Genomic DNA, 17,509 nt, shown 5'->3' on the forward strand with positions numbered 1-17,509 from the left:
CATTAACTGTCTGGTAGTTGGGTTAATACCTTGTTCCAGTTCTTTAGTAAGCCATTCGCTACCAAGATAACAGACCCACGATACTGAACAAAAATGCAGCTCCCGTCCCTATACCGATCAGGGTAAACATATTGAGTTTCATGGTTCGAATGGAAACCCATGCCCGTTCAAAAAACATCCATGCGGCATAAAATACTACCGGAATGGTAAATCCTAACTGTAACCAACTTGAAAGTTTTGGATGAACAATGTCCGAAAATCCATGTATCATGCCCAACATGGCAATCAAGAATACAGGAATCGTGAAGACGATCGCAATCCAAAATTTCCGGAGCAAATCACGATACGATTTATTGTCGTCCTCGCCCTGAGTTGCTATCGTTACCAAATCCATACCGCACACAGGGAAATTCCCGGGTTTATCGTATACTTTATCGCCTTCGCAGTGCATGGGGCAGGCATACTTTGCAGAAGCCACTTACATGGTTGGCTTTTTCTCAAGGTTCATACCGCAGACAGGACAGTTACCTGATTTGTGATAGATCTTGTCTCCCTCGCAGTACATCGGGCAGTAGTATATTCCATCTGCCTGAATATCTTTGGGTATCACGACGGGTTTCTGTGGAGCAAAGCTGCAACACGAGCTTCCCTCATTGTGCTTGTTCTCGCCGTTGTCGGGAGATATGGTATAATTACCAATGGCAGACAAAGCCTCTTGCAGTTGCTCAGTCGCTATATGTTTCTCCATTGTGATGGTCGCAATAGGAGGGTTTAGTGTAACAACGGCATCAATACCGTTGATTCCGTTCAGTGCTTTTTCAATTCGTCCACGGCAACCGTCGCAGGTCATGCCGCCTATTTTATATGAATGTTTCATTATAATTAATATTGATTGTTTTTATCTGTAATACAAAGTTTGTCTTTGATTATTAATACGTTAAGGTAATCCCTGCACCGAATTTCATATCACTGTCGTAATGGGTTGAAGCCGAAACATATTTAGTGAGTATATACCTCGCACCAAAAGCATATTCGATATTGGTATTGATCATACCCCATAGCCGCAAGCGTCTTGTAACAGGAATATCATCCCGTCTTAGTTGGGCACGAACATAACCTGTATGATCGACCTGCAATTGGGTTACAAGTAAAAAGGGTAAAGTATATTGCATTCCAACGGTAAATGCTCCCCAGTTTTTCTGATTACTACTTTGTCCGAACAGATTCTTTTCTCTTCGTCCTCCTTCTCTATAGAACCAGTCCCAGCCTGCATAAGCCACCAGAAACTGCTTCTGATCAATAAAACGTCCGATTCGGGCTTCTGTTTCAAAACCATGTGTTTTATTCAGCCCGATTCTCCATTCGGTAGATATTATCCATCGGGTGTTCATCAGCGACATATTTCCGTCACTACCATTACTTTCCAAGCCTACTTGTCCGCCAAGAAAGAAACGCCTATCATCACCATACACCTTTTTTATAGATTCGTCCGGATTAGGTATTTGTGGATTGGGAGGTGAATCTTCGTAAGAAAAAATACGTCCCATTCCAGCCATCATGTGATACAGGATATGACAATGAAAATACCAATCGCCGTATTCTTCGGCTGCATTGAACTCAATCGTGTCTGTTTCCATTGGCATAATATCCAGTACATTCTTAAGAGGTGAGTATTCGCCATGCTCATTCACTACCCGGAAGAAATGTCCGTGGAGGTGCATAGGGTGGCGCATCATAGAGTTATTGTTAATTACAATACGTATATTTTCGCCTTTCTTGATTAATATTTTATCACTTTCCGAAACCGTTTTATTGTTGATAGTCCATACATAGCGGTTCATGTTTCCTGTCAGCTCAAAATACAGTGTTCTGAAAGGAGTATCGGGTAAAGTGGTTTTTACGGGAGATTTCAACATGGCGTAATTTAGCGTAACGATATCGCCTTGTTTTTCGGAATGATGGGCATGACTCATACTATCTTGCATTGATGGCATATCAGACATTTCGCCTCCTGTTATTTCGGGATACATCACATTATTCATATCCATTTGTTGAAGGCTCATATTCATCCCCATGTCTTTCATATTACCGCCCATGGTCATCATGTCGTTCATCATTTTCATGCCTTCGAAGTATTTCAAACGGGGTAAAGGCTTTGCGGCTTGCCTCGTTCCATCTCCAAGCCAGAGTGATGCCGAACCTGTTCTGTCTTCTGATGTGGCTAAGAGCTCGTAAGCTTTACCATCGGCAGGTATTGTGACCATGACATCATATGTTTCGGACGTTCCGACAATAAATCTATCTACTTCTACCGGTTCTACATCCATGCCATCGCTTGCCACAACCGACATTTTACCTGCCGAATAGGTTACCCAAAAGTATGTGGAGGCACTACCGTTAATTACCCGCAGTCTAACCTTATCGCCTGCCTTGTATTTCTTCGTTTGCTGCTCATTTACACCGTTTACTAAAAATCGCTCGTAATACACATCGCTCACGTCCATGGCATTCATACGCTTCCACTCATTGGTAAATTTCGTTTTGAAGTTCCCGCTTAGGAGTGCTTCACCATAACTTTGCACGGTGTTTTTCTTGATTGCGTACCAATCGGTAGCATAATGCAACGAGCGTTCTATTTCGTGGGGATTCTCGTCACTCCAATCGCTGAGTAAAACGACTTCTTCGTTCACGACAGGTTCGTTTGGCTTATGAATGACGATTGCTCCGTACATACCTATTTGTTCCTGCAACATGGTATGCGAATGATACCAATAAGTTCCGCTTTGGCGAAGAGCAAATTTGAATGTATGGGTCGACATCGGTTCGATAGGAGCTGTGGTTAAATACGATACTCCGTCCTGTTCGTTGGGTAAAAGAAGCCCATGCCAGTGAATGGATGTTTCGTGCATCATATTGTTATGCACATAGACTACCGCCGTATCGCCTTCTGTAAAATAAAGTGTCGGCATTGGAATCTGCCCATTGACAGCTATTGCCTTTCTATTTTTCCCTGTATAATTTACAATGGTATCATTTACATATAAGTTATATTCCTTGATGCTTTGCGATTTGATTGTGGGAATTATAACCGACAGCACAAAAATCGAAAATAGTATTTTACTAATTTTTTTCATATGCGTGGTATATTGAGGTCTCAGACCTTTTTACGTTAAATATGGTTGACTAGTATACAAGTATATAAGTAAACAGGAATGCAAAAACCGTGAACTTGTTTACTTATAACTTGTAAAATCATCAAACAATACTCCTATTTTATAATTAATCGGTCTTTATTCCAATGTTTCGGTAGTACTGCCACAGGTTAGCATTTTAGAACCGAAGTAAGGATTCTTGATAGCCTTATCGAGACTCAACCAATTTGCTCCGCCCTTTTTCTTGTTATACATCGGGCAATGTTGATAATATACAGTTTTTCCGTATGTAGCAACTTTCATGAGTTCATACATATTTTTAGACAACGATACGAAATGCTCTCTGTGATGCCCAATATCATTTGTACCTTTCATATGTTCGGCATCGAAACTGAGTTTCGATTGAAGATTCATCCAGACAGTGTGGCTGCTACCGAGTTTATCCATCGGTACGGCTGCTATGTTTTTGTATAAAGACTCGGCTGCACTTTGTGCCGCTTTGCCATCACTCGCAACTAAAGCATCTTTGAGTGCAAAATACGATTGATAAACCGGTTGTAATACTACACCGGCATCCTTATTCTGAGCACTGACAGGCTGATTGTATGATACAATTGCCAAAAGTGTGACTGCTATTGCTAAAATTAACTTTTTCATTTTGATTCAATTTAGAATTTGTAATTACTTTCTGTATTTACAGCAATTAGGTAAGGCGGTATAAGTGCTATATCTGCTTCATATTTATCTGTATCGTGATCTACTTCGGCTATTGCCTTGCTAATCAAATCGACAGATGTGGCAGAATCATCGAAACTCAAGTGTAACTGCTTTGTCTTTTGATCCCAACTGGCAGATGATACACCGCTGATCCCTTTAGCCGTATTTTCGATACGTGTCTTGCACATCGGGCAATTTCCCTGAACTTGAATTATAACTGTTTTTTGTTCTTTCGCTTCCATGATGTTTTGTTTTTATTTTTATGCTACAATAGTAAATAACCTCGTAATCTATTGATTATAATGCAAAGTTGGGAAAAAAGAACCTATCGTATGTTATGTTATTTAGTGAGTGATTTATAAGATTTACACTTCGTCGAGCGACTTGCGTTTTTCGGTTCTTATATTTTTGAAGTGGGAAGGGGTGAGGGGTGAGTCCTGTTATTTTTTTAAATTGGCTGCTTAGATAGGCAACGCTCGAATAGTTGAGTTTGAATGCAATCTCGCTTAAGGTCAATTCGTCATAAACCAAAAGTTCTTTAACTCGTTCTATTTTTTGAGCAATAAAATACTTTTCAATTGTGGTGCTTTCTATTTCAGAAAACAGATTGCTCATGTAATTATAGTCAAGATGTAGTCGCTCACTGAGGAGATACGATAGATTCATTATCAATTCATTATCGTTATAATGCACCAATTCGATAATGAGCGTTTTTATCTGTCCGATCACTCTGCTTTTTTTGTCATCTATCATCGCAAATCCAAGTGATTCGAGAACAACCGTAAGTTTTACCTTGTCTGCTGGTTGTAACTCCTCTGTCAGGTCTACCTCTACCAAAGAGACCGATACGGGATGAAGCCCCAGTTTTTCCAATTCCGATTTAACCATCATCTTACAGCGATTGCAAACCATGTTTTTTATATAATATTTCATGATGTATCCTTTTTGATAAAGATTTATTTTTTTCATTATGTTGGATATAATCAAAAAATGTATCTATGGCATTTCTGTTATATGAAAAAAAACTTGATTATTCAGCATTATCCAGCAACTGATAAAACTCATTTTTATTGAATAGATCGTCTCGAACAGGCTTCAAATCATTAAATAAATCAGACATTATTTTGGATATACTTGTTTGTGAACACAAATAAATATCAACCAGACATCATTTAAAAGCAAAAGGATGATTTACAAACATATAGTCATACTCCATTAGTCTGTTTTCTTACGATCTCAGAACTAGAACCTTTTATTTTCAGTTTCTTACCTTCTGAATCAAAGGTTACGATTATCCAATCAGCTCTTAGTAAGGCTATACTTTCAAACTCGGTGCAAAATATATTTGTTGAGGTCATTTTTTCTGCCAGTTGCAACAGTTTCTGATGGTCGCTTTTTATTTGTTTCACACCAGACAACACATTTCCTTCAACTGTTAGTTACGCTTTTGGCATTTTCTTCAAAAAGCCGGATCAGATTTTCAACTTGTCCCGAATTGTAGGAATCTGCAAAGTATAGGTTCATCTCTTAAGGCAGAAGAGGTAATTTCAAATTATTCATATTTCAACTGTTTTATAATATTACTACTGTTTTCCCCATAGTACGTCCAGACTCTATCTGCAAATGAGCCCCTGCCATCTGGTCGAATGAGAATACCTTAGATATATGCGATTTAATAATCCCTTTTTCCAACAAGTTGGCTATCTGTTTCATATCTTCTCCACTAGATTGAACTGTCATATAAAGACAGAATTTAATCCCTTTTTCGATTATTTTACTTTTAATCTCCTCCGAGAATCCTGATGGTAGATTGATTATGATTACAGTTCCTGACTGTTTTACTACCTCCAAGGATTTCTCGAGATTTTTACCACCAATCGTTTCGAGAACAAAGTCTATCTCGCTTACTGTTTTCTCAAAATCCTGCCTTTTATAATCGATATGCTCGTCTGCTCCTAAGCTCATAACAAAGTCTTTATTGGCAGCTGATGATGTTCCGATTACGTAAGCTCCCAAATGTTTTGCTATCTGAACAGCATAATGACCTACTCCGCCTGACGCGGCATGTATAAGCACCCGATCGCCTGATTTTAGGTGTCCATCTTTGGTGAATGCCTGCCAAGCCGTTAATACAGCAAGCGTTGCTGCGGCTGCTTCTTCATACGAAATATTTTGAGGCTTTAATGCCAATTGCGAAGCTGGAACAGCTACATATTCTGCATAGGCTTTTCCATGTCCGATAAAGTTTACCATACCGAATACTTCGTCTCCAACTTTAAAATCGTGAACGGAAGTACCTGTTTCGGTTATTTCTCCCGATATGTCCCATCCTAAAATAATAGGGTTTTCGTTTATCAGGCTATCAAGTAATGGTCCTGCAATCTGTACTCCTCCTGCTCGGACTTTTACATCTACAGGGTTTATACTGATGGCTTTTACTTTTACCAAAACTTCGTCTTCTTTGATGGTTGGTGTTGGAATATCTTGTATTATCAGATTATCTACACTTCCGAATTCTTTTAATGTTATTGCTTTCATATTCTTTCTATTAACTTAAGATCCTCTCTATAACAGTGAGAAACTCTTGGTTTTACTTATCATTTTTATATTTATTTACTTTCTCAGTATGTTGTACATATTCAAAAATAAGCCCGTCCGGATTCTGAACTCCCATATTAAACCCCGTAAGACATTCTTGTGGTCCATATAGTATGCTTAATTCTTCGTTCATAAGAAGGTCTGAATAAGTTTCATCAATAGATAGCACATAGATAGTAAGGGAAGTATTCTTAACTATAGGAAGGTTTTTCCATGTTTCATCCAGCCCGGAGAGTATAAGTATATCACCAATTTCAACTAAGGTAACATCCAGCTGCTGATAATAGAATTTCATAAAATAAGGTCTTTCATACAATTTTTCGTAAAAAAGCACCTGAGCCTCTAGCCGATCGGGAATTGTATATATACGATAAAGTGTTTTTAGTATTTTCATATTTCTATTTTGATAAGTTATTATTACTTCTGCTTTCCTCTTTATCTGAATCGCTCAGCATCTTCTCCCGTAAAATCAGGATCTACATAAATATACATGCGGCTTATCAGATTATCTTTAATCGTAAAAACACTGCAAAAGCGAGTTTTGGAAAAAGCTTTTCCATTTTTTAGTATTCCACTTTCAGTTCCTTCGACTATCACCCTGTTTTCAGAAATAATATAAGAAAAGTCACTGATCTCATGTGTCAGTGTTTCTATAAATCCCCTCGCCCATGCGATGAATCGATTGATTTCGCTCCGTCCTTTAGCTTCTCCGAATTTTGGATAGTAGATTTCTACATCTTCTGAAAACAGGGTGTTAACATCGATCTCTCTGTTATCTGTTTTTTCAAAATACAGTTTTACTAGCTCAATAGCTGATGAGTCTTTTGTTTTTTGCTCTTCAATGCTGTTCTCATTTGTTGTTAGTACTTTCACTAACTCCAAACTGTCTTCTGAAAAAAAGTAATGTGTGATCTGTTTATTTTTAACTATAAAGTGCGTCATAAAATGACTGTTAAACACTTTATTTGTTTTCAGCATACGGGATGATAAATATCCTATTGCCACTGCAATTTCACCTTCAACTACCAACTGATTAGTATCGAAAATCAAAGATTCGAGGTGTTGTTTTTGAAGTGAAAAGAACTCTCTGATTTCTGCTTTACTTGACCTGTCGCCCAACCAGGGAGCTAAATTCGTATCCCCGGGAATCTCCCATTTTATGTGATCTGCTATAAGGTCGATTACCCCATCGATATCATTTAATGATCTTCTCTTGTAAAACTGTTCTACGATTGCTCTGGTTTCTTCTGTTGTATTGTTATTTGTATTCATAATTTGAATTTTAAGAAAATTATAAGCCGAATGTTACTTATCATAATTCAGATACCAGTGGATTCCGTACTTATCAATCAATGTAACCAATATCGAATCTGTTGAAGTTTCGGCAAAGTCCATTGTTACATTTCCACCCACTTTCAATTTATCAAAGACTGTTTTTTGTTCTTTCTCATTGTCGAATGATACAGTCATTGCTATAGTATCACCAACGGTTACTTCCTGTCCTTCAAAACCATCAGATGCATAGAATTTGATACCTTCTGCCATAAATTCGGCATGGGCGATTTTGTCTTTGAATTGTTCTGAGACATTGTAGTTTTCGGCTTCTGCATATCTCTGCATAAAAGATATTTCACCGTCAAAACAGTCTTTATAGAATAAGAGTGCTTCTTCGCACTTATTGTTTATAATCAAGTAAGGAGTTAAATTTTTCATTGTTATTGGGTATTATAAATGAACTACTTCCAACCGCATCTTTTGTGGTCGGATTATAGACTATAAAAAACGCATAATTCTGCGAAAGGTGATGTTATCCGAAAAGGATAAGGGAGTACATATAGAACAAGCCTAAGAGGGGATTGTTATCCGAAAAAATGATTCTTAACTTATATGGAAAATGAATCCATTTTGTTTTAACTATAAATCCATTCAAATGAGAAAGGATTGTTGTACCTTTTACAAAAGGCATTTTACCTGCTCATTTTTACAAACAATCGAATAATAACTAAGAAAATAAAGTAAAAGATGGAAACTATCATAAGAATTACGGTGATTGGAATTGGGGCTACTTTACTAATGGATATGTGGTCTTACCTTTTGTCTTATTTTAATATTAAGACCTTAGATTATAGATTGGTGGGCAGGTGGATAGGCAATTTCGTTAACGGTAAATTTACCCACGAAAATATAACTCGTACACCAACTGTCCATTATGAGGCGATACTGGGTTAGACTATACATTATCTTATCGGAATAATATTTTCATTTGTATTGATTGCCTACTTTGGAATGTATTGGCTTTATCGACCGACTTTATTGCCTGCATTAATTATAGGTATTATTACCATTAGGTCTATTTTATATATAAGTATATTAGGTACTAAATTTCACTTCCCTCTCTCCGCCAAAAGGCTAGATAAATAAGCCCCAAAAGAAAAGTTCCACAAATCAGTGATTTGTGGAACTTTTCTTTTGTATTCATTTAATATAGAAGTCCCCCCAAAAAAAAATAACATAGCTGAGTAGTCTATTGTCAGAAATTGGTTTATAGCTGTCCATCATATAATTTTTATTCTTTTTTCAATTGATACCATTCTTTAAATTGGGATATACACCTATTCCTTTTTAATGATACTTTCAGAATGTCAAGAACAGGTTACTAAATGCTATTGGTTTTCCAAATGCAGCTAATCACATTAGTTCACCTGTTAAGTTATAAACTTGGCTATTGAACCTATATATTACATTATATATTTTTATCTGAAATACTGCATACAGAACTGCCTACCTTTCCGATATCAAAACCTGCATCAAGACGTTTAGAGGTACATTATTTATGTTGTTGAAACGCCATCATATTTTTTAACAACACTGTTAAACTGTCCTCAATCCAGTCTTCTAAACTTTCTTGTATGTTTGGTTACATATATAAATAGAGTCATTATGCAATTGTCTAACCTATTCTTATATAATTTATACCAGCAATATCTTCCTTCGAGAATACATTTCGTCCATCAATAAGTAATGGGTCTGTTGCCATGGAGCGTTTAATAGCTTCCCAACTAGCCAAACGAAATTCCTTCCATTCTGTAACATGAAATATTGTATTTGCATCTATCACGGCATCATACATATTATTTGCATATTTTACTTTATTACCCATTATTCGCTTACATTCGGGCATGGCAATGGGATCATAAACGGTTATAGAGCATCCCACATCAAGTAAACTTTTCATTAAATTAATTGAAGGTGCCTCTCTCATGTCATCAGTTTCCGGTTTAAAAGACAATCCCCAAATTGCAACTTTTTTATCCTTAACTTTTCCGCCGAAATAATTTTGGAATTTTTTAAATAAGATGTTCTTTTGTTGTTCATTAACAGACTCTACAGCATTAAGGATTTGCATTTCAGAATCATTCAAATGTCCTATCTTTATCAAAGCCTTTACATCTTTCGGAAAGCACGATCCTCCATAACCACAGCCGGAGTAGAGAAATTTACTTCCAATACGATTATCACTTCCCATACCTTTTCGAACCATACTCACATTCGCTCCTACCAGCTCGCATAAGTTTGCAATTTCATTCATAAAACTTATCCTTGTGGCCAACATTGAATTAGCAGCATATTTGGTCATTTCAGCAGATGCTATATCCATGAAGATAACTCGGAATGTATTCAGATGCATTGACTTGTATAGACGAGTTAAGATTTTTTTAGCCCTTTCCGACTCTATACCGATAACAACTCTATCAGGCTTCATAAAATCGTCAATTGCGTTTCCTTCTTTTAAAAACTCTGGATTGCTGGCAACATCAAACTCAATATTTAAGTTACGTTTATCCAATTGTTCTTGAATGGTATTCTTTATCTTTATTGAAGTTCCTACCGGTACTGTGCTTTTTGTTACTACAACCAGATAGTTTTTCATATTGGCACCAATTGCCTGGGCTACATCTATTACATATTTAAGATCAGCACTTCCGTCTTCATCCGGAGGGGTTCCTACGGCAATAAAAATTATATCTATATGATCTATAACAGAAGCCAGGTCAGTGGAAAAATTTAGTCTCTTGGCTTCTACATTACGCTTAATCATGGCTTCTAGACCGGGTTCATAAATCGGAATGTTTCCAAGTTTTAGATTCTTTATTTTATTCTCATCAATATCAATACATGTTACATTTGCTCCGATTTCAGCAAAACAGCTTCCTGTTACTAAACCGACGTAGCCACTTCCAACGATTGCGATATTCATACGTTTTTAAATATATAATGTTATACAATAAAGTAATTTAGCTTTAGTTCGAAAAAAGGGGATTATTCTTGTAAGAATTATAAGTTTGTGATTTTATCAACCTAAGATTGCTATTCCAAATATACAATCGTTTCACCAATAATAGATCTGAAAATTTAAAGATCGAATAATGATAACGGATTTAATTATATTCATGTTTTTATGTAATTAGATAATAGTTACCATAAGATAGAACAATTTATGCAATAAATTGTTTATTTGTATGTTACTATTAAAATGACCTTTAATTTATACTGCATTAGTATAGCATTGTATTAACTTTCCCACAACTCATAATTTACAAATATACACTATATGAAAAAGAAGATTTTGGTTACAGGCGGAGCCGGATTCATAGGTTCGCATTTATGCAAGAAACTACTAGAATTGAATAATGAAGTAATCTGCATGGATAATTTTTTTACAGGCACAAAAGATAATATAGCTCAGTTGTTTGATAACCCTTCTTTTGAAGTGATGAGGCACGATGTGGTTCTACCTTACTCACTCGAAGCTGATGAGATATACAACTTGGCTTGTCCTGCATCACCTACACATTATCAGTTTGACGGTGTTCAAACTATTAAAACTTCAGTGATGGGAGCTATTAATGCACTGGATATGGCTCGCCGGACAAGGGCTAAAGTATTACAGACTTCGACTAGTGAAGTATATGGTGACCCTGCTGTGCACCCTCAAGTTGAAAGTTATTGGGGGAATGTAAATCCTATTGGTGTTCGTTCATGCTATGATGAGGGGAAACGCTGTGCCGAAACATTATTTATGGATTATCATCGGATGAATAACGTGAGAATAAAGTTAATACGTATTTTTAATACCTATGGTCCTAATATGGATCCAGAAGATGGGCGTGTAGTATCTAACTTTATAATCCAATCTCTCAAAGGTGAGGATATCACAATATATGGAGATGGTTCCCAAACTCGCAGTTTTCAGTATATTGATGATCTGATTGATGCTATGATAAAAATGATGGCAACCAGTGATTCGTTTACAGGACCTGTTAATATAGGTAATCCAAATGAAATGTCAATGGTTGATTTGGCAAATTTGATTATTGAACTTACAAACTCAAAATCTAAAATTGTATTCAGTGATCTTCCTCTTGACGATCCAAGAAAACGTAAACCGGATATTTCATTGGCTAAGCAAGCTCTTAATTGGGAACCGAAAGTTCCTGTTCGGGAAGGACTTCTTGCAACCATTGAATATTTTAAGAAAATAATCTAATGCATATTGCTTAGTTTTATGTAATATATAGCAAAATACCTACTTTATTTATATAAAGTAGGTATTTGTCAGTAATAGATCGTTTTATAATTTTAATTTTTTAGGCTGAGGTATTGGTATAAGAATATAAAATGTTGAACCAATACCTTTAATGGAATTGAAGCCGAGATGCCCTTTGTTTTTAGTAATTAATTCCTTCACGAGTAGAAGACCTAAGCCCGATCCTTCTTCTTTAGCAGTGCCATAGCTGGTATAATGAGTTTTTGGATTTAATAGTTTTTGGATTTCCTCTTCATTCATTCCACATCCAAAATCCTGGATTGCTATTCTGAAATAATCTTTCTCCTCACTAAGCGATACTACGACCTTTGAGTTTTCATAGCTGAACTTAAAAGCATTACTCATTAGATTCCGTATACAACTCTTCGTCATCTCTATATCTACGTTAACCATAGCCATAGGTATAGTATTAAACTCTACTTGTATGTTTTTTACAATCGCCACTTTCCTGAATAATTCAACTCCCCCTTTCGTGATGTCAACCAAGTCTATTTCTTGAAATATTGGAGTCATGCTCCCCGATTGATTTTTTGCCCATTTCAGTAAGTTGTCTAATAATGTGAAGAGCTCTTCGGTTATAAAGTTTGCTTCGCGAATCATTCTATATAAAGTTTCTTCTACTATGTTGTCAACCGTGTTTTCGGTCAATAAATTCATTATCATTTTTATAGTGCCAACCGGCGATCGGAGATCGTGTGCAATTACCGAATACATTCTATCTCTGGCAATAACCGTATTGTAGAGTTCTCTGTTTTTTTCTATAATAATACTTTTAGCTACCAGCATCGATAATTGATGGTTTATTCTGGCCATTAATACATCGAAGTTAAATGGTTTTGCCACGTAATCATCTCCACCAACTTTAAAAGATTCTATTATATCCTTAGAATCAGTAGATGTTGTTGAAAAAATTATAGGTATCCTTTTTTTATTAGGATTTTTGCGGATGTAGCTACATATCTCAAATCCGGATATATCGGGCATTGAAATCTCTAATATAACCAAATCCGGACGCTCTTTGCGATATATTTTGATAGCTTCTTTTCCACTCTGTGATTTTAGAACTGTAAACTTTTGATCTGTCAAAACCTGCTCAAGCTCCAGAAGTTGTTCTTCAGACTCATCAACTATCAATATCTTGTATTTTGAATTAATTACTTTCATAATTGGTTATTTTTTGCGTTTTGATTTTTCCCAAGCTCCACTTTTCTTTTTGATTAAATAGGAAACTCCTTTAAACATACTGATGTTCATAAATATAAAATAATAGGGTATAAACAGGATTTTATTCTTTATTTTTCGTTTAGATAAAAGGTATCCCCAAAATCCCAGTATATAAAATAAGGTTTGGAGTAGTAATAACAGTAAATAGAGTTCTTGCTGACTGCCTTCAGTCATTAGAACAATAAGAAGGTTTAATGGAAATAAAAGCACCAACGCAATTGGTGTTATGGTCCAACGAAGTACACGGTGTGAAACATACTGAAAAGTCAAGATTCCGTAACGGAAGATATTGAGTAATTTACGAAGCCTCCATGTTGACTGTAAGCCTCCGGCGGCAATTCGTACTTTACGCTTTTCTTCCTCCTTCATATCAGCTGACCCCGATTCAGTTGCATATGCTTTGGGGCAATACGCTATTTTGTATCCCTCAGCTGCAATTTCCATCGAAAGCATAAAGTCATCAAGCAGAGCATCGCTGGGTTGTGGCTTGAAAAGAGAAGTGCGGATGGCATAAAGTTCGCCTGCAGCTCCTATGGTCGAGTATAGCCTCGAATCGAGAGCTTTCAATTTAGACTCGTAACGCCAGTAAAAGCCCTCGCCGCTTGAGGAAGCTGTATCTTGTGTTTCTACCGCAATACACTTTTCTCCTGCTACGCAACCTACTTTAGGATTATCAAATTTCTTTGCTATTTCTTTGATTGCCTGTTTGTTTAATAGCGTATTTGCATCTGTATAAACAGATATTGGCGATTTAACAAAAGGCATAGTCCGGTTTATGGCTTTTGTTTTTCCCCCTCGTTCGTCGATATGATATATGTCTATATTCGAATATTCTTTTAATCGTTCCACAGTTCTATCCGTACTACCATCGGTAACCCACACAATATGTAACTTGCCTTGTGGGTAATCGAGTTCGAGGTTATTTTTCATTTTCATGTCGATGATGTCCTCCTCATTGTAGGCTGCTATAACAAGTGTGGCTTCGGGGTAGTTGTAAGTCTCTTTTGTTTCGTTATTATATGGAAATATCAGTTCCTTTATTTTCACGAGTGCCCACAGTAAAATACCATATCCCAGATAAGTGTAGAATATAAGGAAGGCTAAAATCCAAAACACATCGATTAGTATCATATATTAATCTTTTTTTTAGAAAGTTTAGGTCTGAGGTTTTATTGTTTGTTCAAGTATAGTATTAGATTCGTTAGAGCATATTTGAGTCTTCGTTGGTATACTTTGTTTCTTTTGTAAAATAATTCGACAGGTTTTTAGTTGCTTTGCTGATACGTTTAACCAAACTGCTGAGGAGTGATCCGTCGGTATTTAAAGTTCCGCTAGATGTCATTATCCTTGCTTTGGGGTTTAAGATCAGTTTTACTTTACCCGATTTCTTCATTGCCAGTAATAACGATCCGTCTTCACCTCGGCGAATATCAGTTCTGAATCCAATTTGTTTAGCCAAAGAAGTATCGAATGCAAACACCATTCCTCTTACCGATAATTCGGGTCTTTTAAAGGTCTGAATCCGGAGGTGTATATCACGTATAAACTCATATATTGTAAGTTTAAATTTCGTGTTTTTCTTATTGGGAATAAAACTCCACAACGCGAATACAGCAACCATAGACGGGTTACTAAGTTCGGATATCATGGTTCGGATATATTCCTTAGGGTATATCGAATCTGCATCTATGCATATATAGTATTTTCCTTTAGCATGATCTAAACCGCATTGACGGGCATATCCCGGTCCCGGTTTATCTTCGTAGAAATAATTTACTCCTACTGATTTGTAAACCTCCTTTGTATTATCGGTTGAGCAATTATCAATACCTATAATTTCAATCGGATAATCATGCACGTTATCAACTAGTGACCAAATACAACTCAATAATCTGCTGCCCTCGTTATGGGCAATAATAACAACCGAAACTAGAGGAGCATTGCTTTGCAGTCGGGTTACCTTTTCTCTTATTTTTAGTACCAGATCAGGATCAACCTCTGAAAATGGTTTCTCAAAAACCTCTAAATATTTTGAATACCAAGTCATAACATTAATTTTTAGAAGTTATTAGCGACTCAAATAAGCTTTCCCATTGCTTGCCGATGGTTTCCATATCAAAACGTTTTGAACTGATGCGGGCTTGTGTTCCCATATTTTTTCTCATTTCTTCATTTTCGATCAATAAGCAAATAGACGATGCCAGTGCTTTTATATCTCCTGTTTCGACTAATAAACCGTCCGTTTCGTGTTTGATAATGTCCTTTGGTCCACAAGGGCATGCAAACGACACAGGTGGAACTCCGCATGCCATAGCTTCGACGATAACCATACCAAAGCCTTCGAAACGAGAGCTTAGCACGAATATAGAGCTTTCGACATACTTATCTGTTATAGTTGTAACCGGTTCTTCTAAGAAGCAGCTTTTTTCGATATTTAATTTCAGAATCTGATTCATCAGAGATTCTCTGTCTCCTTCGCCATAAATAGACAACGACCACTCGGGATGCTTTTCGTTCACCAATTTCCAGCTATCTATAAGCATATCGAACCCTTTTTGATAAGAGTAACGACCCACAGCGATCACTTTTTTATTCGTACAATCGGAAGTTGTATCGGGAAAAAAGGGTAGGGGGTTGTTTATCACCATCGTGTTTGACAGTTCGGGCCAATTGGCTTTTTCCTCCTCCGTCAACAGAACAAACCTGGAGAGCTTACTCAGATTGTCCAAAAATTGCTTGTCCCATTTCTTTTTCAGAAAGTTCTTTATCGGATTACCTCCTTCTACGAGATTTGTATGGAATGAATAGCGAGTCACATGAAATTCTCCTATTTTCACACTACCATCGTTAATAGTATTCAGAAAATTAAGTTCCCTGCGTAATGTCGAAATAGTTATATCAGGTTTGTATTGCAGTAAAAATTGTTTGAATCTCTTTTTAAACAAATAATACTTAAATGGGTATTGGACCACCTTCAACAGGTAAGATTGATGTTTCTCAGTCCTGTCAAAACAAACGGATAAGTCAACATGGCCTACTTTGGACGAAAGTTTGTAATAAGGTTCTTTCCCGTTCTGCTCGGAAGTCAGAATAGTAATCTCATAGCCCAGATTATCCGCAAAATAATTAGCTTTAAAGGTAATTATTCGCTCCAATCCTCCCGACATATATAACGATGGTAAGTAATAGACTATTTTCATATAATGCTATTTTTAAGTAGCGTTAAATATTTAATGAGACATTTTATCAACATAATTGCCTCTAGTTGTAATGCTTGCTCAATCAATAAAAAGGTTTGAGACCATTATTTAATGGTACAGATTATCTGATTATTATATTCTATATCACCACTGTCATCTATTTTATTTCCAGCAAAGGCCTCATTTACATATTTCGATTTTATTTTCACTTTTTTTGTTGCTTTCATCCTAAACCATTCGTACTCAATGTCTACATGCCCGGCATCTATTGCCTGATAACCAGCTTTAAAAAGATCGTACGCCAGCACCGTAGCCGTTGGTCCAAGAGCAATAAGAAATAGTGTATCAGATTTCTGTTTCATAGCTTCCGACACAATCTCATCGTATTTATCAAAGGCATTGGTTGGCGGACAAAGAATTCGTTTTATAGACTTTGCGTTTGCAAATAAATCGTTTCCGACACCTAATCTACTTTTTTCACCTTCGATGAAAACGATGTCCCGATCGTTCCATATTTTTTTTAATAAATCGAACCAAAGACCACACTCATCTTTCGATTTAAAATCCATGTAGGGTCTTGTAATAAAGGTATTGTAATACGATTGGGGTTTTAGGTATTTATCCCATAGGTTACCATAGAGGCAAAAGTGAGTTCGCCAAAATCGGGTTGCACTGCGGGTGTAACGATTTAGGTCAGTAAAGGTATCGGATATACAAACCAAATGCTTATCGTTTTGACTTGTTATAACTTCAATCAACTTTTTAGACAGTCGTGCATCAGCTTTCTGAAAACGGATGGGATAACCTGCTAAAACTAACATTTCTCCATCTCCAAAACGGCTTGCAGAACATTTCTCAGACTCAATTTTCTCAAGAGTCTCGACAATGGATATTACATTGGGAATAACCTTTTGTTTGGGGTGAAAATAATATAGAAAATTATACAACTCCATAGTGAAATTGTATTGTATTTTATGTTTTAGTTGTGCAAATAGTTCTTTCATACTGAT

Annotated in this window: 18 protein-coding genes and 1 pseudogene; 2 read left to right on the forward strand and 17 right to left on the reverse strand. The window is 36.4% G+C overall.

The window, feature by feature from the left end; translation table 11 throughout:
* Positions 1-58: 58 nt before the first annotated feature.
* From G7050_RS10670 to G7050_RS10720, 11 genes are all read right to left on the reverse strand, one after another.
* Entirely contained in the window at positions 59-451 is a 393-nt protein-coding gene (locus G7050_RS10670; protein ID WP_166115065.1) for a heavy metal-binding domain-containing protein, read from the reverse strand.
* Positions 452-478: 27 nt separating this feature from the next.
* Entirely contained in the window at positions 479-877 is a 399-nt protein-coding gene (locus tag G7050_RS10675) for a heavy metal-binding domain-containing protein (RefSeq protein ID WP_166115068.1), read from the reverse strand.
* Positions 878-929: 52 nt separating this feature from the next.
* Positions 930-3,134, reverse strand: coding sequence for a multicopper oxidase domain-containing protein (locus G7050_RS10680; RefSeq protein WP_166115071.1), 2,205 nt, complete (start codon positions 3,132-3,134; stop codon positions 930-932).
* 156 nt (positions 3,135-3,290) lie between these two features.
* Entirely contained in the window at positions 3,291-3,809 is a 519-nt protein-coding gene (locus G7050_RS10685) for a DUF3347 domain-containing protein (protein ID WP_166115074.1), read from the reverse strand.
* Positions 3,810-3,820: 11 nt separating this feature from the next.
* Positions 3,821-4,111, reverse strand: coding sequence for a heavy-metal-associated domain-containing protein (locus tag G7050_RS10690; RefSeq protein ID WP_166115077.1), 291 nt, complete (start codon positions 4,109-4,111; stop codon positions 3,821-3,823).
* A 55-nt stretch (positions 4,112-4,166) separates the two neighbouring features.
* Entirely contained in the window at positions 4,167-4,802 is a 636-nt protein-coding gene (locus G7050_RS10695; RefSeq protein WP_370521830.1) for an AraC family transcriptional regulator, read from the reverse strand.
* 272 nt (positions 4,803-5,074) lie between these two features.
* The gene (locus tag G7050_RS10700; protein WP_166115080.1) at positions 5,075-5,278 is read right to left on the reverse strand and encodes a hypothetical protein; all 204 of its coding nucleotides are present in this window, start codon (positions 5,276-5,278) and stop codon (positions 5,075-5,077) included.
* A 163-nt stretch (positions 5,279-5,441) separates the two neighbouring features.
* Complete coding sequence (locus tag G7050_RS10705; RefSeq protein WP_166115083.1) at positions 5,442-6,407, reverse strand: NADP-dependent oxidoreductase; 966 nt, start codon at positions 6,405-6,407, stop codon at positions 5,442-5,444.
* Between the two features lie 52 nt (positions 6,408-6,459).
* Complete coding sequence (locus tag G7050_RS10710; RefSeq protein WP_166115086.1) at positions 6,460-6,861, reverse strand: hypothetical protein; 402 nt, start codon at positions 6,859-6,861, stop codon at positions 6,460-6,462.
* A gap of 41 nt (positions 6,862-6,902) precedes the next feature.
* Complete coding sequence (locus G7050_RS10715; protein ID WP_166115089.1) at positions 6,903-7,739, reverse strand: nuclear transport factor 2 family protein; 837 nt, start codon at positions 7,737-7,739, stop codon at positions 6,903-6,905.
* Between the two features lie 33 nt (positions 7,740-7,772).
* Positions 7,773-8,180, reverse strand: coding sequence for a VOC family protein (locus tag G7050_RS10720; protein WP_166115092.1), 408 nt, complete (start codon positions 8,178-8,180; stop codon positions 7,773-7,775).
* Between the two features lie 309 nt (positions 8,181-8,489).
* On the opposite strand from G7050_RS10720, the pseudogene G7050_RS18020 reads away from it, so the two are divergent.
* A pseudogene (locus G7050_RS18020) lies at positions 8,490-8,888 on the forward strand (DUF2938 family protein).
* 529 nt (positions 8,889-9,417) lie between these two features.
* On the opposite strand, the gene G7050_RS10735 reads toward G7050_RS18020, so the two are convergent.
* Complete coding sequence (locus G7050_RS10735) at positions 9,418-10,725, reverse strand: UDP-glucose/GDP-mannose dehydrogenase family protein (RefSeq protein ID WP_166115101.1); 1,308 nt, start codon at positions 10,723-10,725, stop codon at positions 9,418-9,420.
* Positions 10,726-11,079: 354 nt separating this feature from the next.
* Here G7050_RS10735 and G7050_RS10740 point away from each other — a divergent pair, with 354 nt between their 5' ends.
* The gene (locus G7050_RS10740) at positions 11,080-12,015 is read left to right on the forward strand and encodes a UDP-glucuronic acid decarboxylase family protein (protein ID WP_166115104.1); all 936 of its coding nucleotides are present in this window, start codon (positions 11,080-11,082) and stop codon (positions 12,013-12,015) included.
* Positions 12,016-12,099: 84 nt separating this feature from the next.
* Here the strand turns inward: G7050_RS10740 and G7050_RS10745 are convergent, their stop codons facing one another.
* From G7050_RS10745 to G7050_RS10765, 5 genes are all read right to left on the reverse strand, one after another.
* Positions 12,100-13,239, reverse strand: coding sequence for a hybrid sensor histidine kinase/response regulator (locus tag G7050_RS10745; protein ID WP_166115106.1), 1,140 nt, complete (start codon positions 13,237-13,239; stop codon positions 12,100-12,102).
* Positions 13,240-13,245: 6 nt separating this feature from the next.
* Complete coding sequence (locus G7050_RS10750) at positions 13,246-14,430, reverse strand: glycosyltransferase family 2 protein (protein ID WP_166115109.1); 1,185 nt, start codon at positions 14,428-14,430, stop codon at positions 13,246-13,248.
* Between the two features lie 70 nt (positions 14,431-14,500).
* Positions 14,501-15,346 (reverse strand): glycosyltransferase family 2 protein, encoded by an 846-nt coding sequence (locus G7050_RS10755; RefSeq protein WP_166115112.1) that lies wholly within the window; start codon positions 15,344-15,346, stop codon positions 14,501-14,503.
* A gap of 4 nt (positions 15,347-15,350) precedes the next feature.
* A complete protein-coding gene (locus G7050_RS10760) occupies positions 15,351-16,499 on the reverse strand; it encodes a glycosyltransferase family 4 protein (protein ID WP_166115115.1) in 1,149 nt (382 codons plus the stop codon).
* Between the two features lie 104 nt (positions 16,500-16,603).
* Positions 16,604-17,509 (reverse strand): SP_1767 family glycosyltransferase, encoded by a 906-nt coding sequence (locus G7050_RS10765; RefSeq protein WP_166117706.1) that lies wholly within the window; start codon positions 17,507-17,509, stop codon positions 16,604-16,606.

Origin of the sequence: Dysgonomonas sp. HDW5A (assembly GCF_011299555.1) — a bacterium.
Classification (GTDB): domain Bacteria; phylum Bacteroidota; class Bacteroidia; order Bacteroidales; family Dysgonomonadaceae; genus Dysgonomonas_A.

Coding starts and splice junctions, on each gene's coding strand:
- G7050_RS10675 (WP_166115068.1), bottom strand. CDS start 877: ATGAAACATTCATATAAAATAGGCGGCATGACCTGCGACGGTTGCCGT.
- G7050_RS10745 (WP_166115106.1), bottom strand. CDS start 13,239: ATGAAAGTAATTAATTCAAAATACAAGATATTGATAGTTGATGAGTCT.
- G7050_RS10680 (WP_166115071.1), bottom strand. CDS start 3,134: ATGAAAAAAATTAGTAAAATACTATTTTCGATTTTTGTGCTGTCGGTT.
- G7050_RS10710 (WP_166115086.1), bottom strand. CDS start 6,861: ATGAAAATACTAAAAACACTTTATCGTATATATACAATTCCCGATCGG.
- G7050_RS10715 (WP_166115089.1), bottom strand. CDS start 7,739: ATGAATACAAATAACAATACAACAGAAGAAACCAGAGCAATCGTAGAA.
- G7050_RS10695 (WP_370521830.1), bottom strand. CDS start 4,802: ATGAAATATTATATAAAAAACATGGTTTGCAATCGCTGTAAGATGATG.
- G7050_RS10755 (WP_166115112.1), bottom strand. CDS start 15,346: ATGACTTGGTATTCAAAATATTTAGAGGTTTTTGAGAAACCATTTTCA.
- G7050_RS10750 (WP_166115109.1), bottom strand. CDS start 14,430: ATGATACTAATCGATGTGTTTTGGATTTTAGCCTTCCTTATATTCTAC.
- G7050_RS10685 (WP_166115074.1), bottom strand. CDS start 3,809: ATGAAAAAGTTAATTTTAGCAATAGCAGTCACACTTTTGGCAATTGTA.
- G7050_RS10705 (WP_166115083.1), bottom strand. CDS start 6,407: ATGAAAGCAATAACATTAAAAGAATTCGGAAGTGTAGATAATCTGATA.
- G7050_RS10720 (WP_166115092.1), bottom strand. CDS start 8,180: ATGAAAAATTTAACTCCTTACTTGATTATAAACAATAAGTGCGAAGAA.
- G7050_RS10735 (WP_166115101.1), bottom strand. CDS start 10,725: ATGAATATCGCAATCGTTGGAAGTGGCTACGTCGGTTTAGTAACAGGA.
- G7050_RS10690 (WP_166115077.1), bottom strand. CDS start 4,111: ATGGAAGCGAAAGAACAAAAAACAGTTATAATTCAAGTTCAGGGAAAT.
- G7050_RS10760 (WP_166115115.1), bottom strand. CDS start 16,499: ATGAAAATAGTCTATTACTTACCATCGTTATATATGTCGGGAGGATTG.
- G7050_RS10740 (WP_166115104.1), top strand. CDS start 11,080: ATGAAAAAGAAGATTTTGGTTACAGGCGGAGCCGGATTCATAGGTTCG.
- G7050_RS10670 (WP_166115065.1), bottom strand. CDS start 451: ATGCACTGCGAAGGCGATAAAGTATACGATAAACCCGGGAATTTCCCT.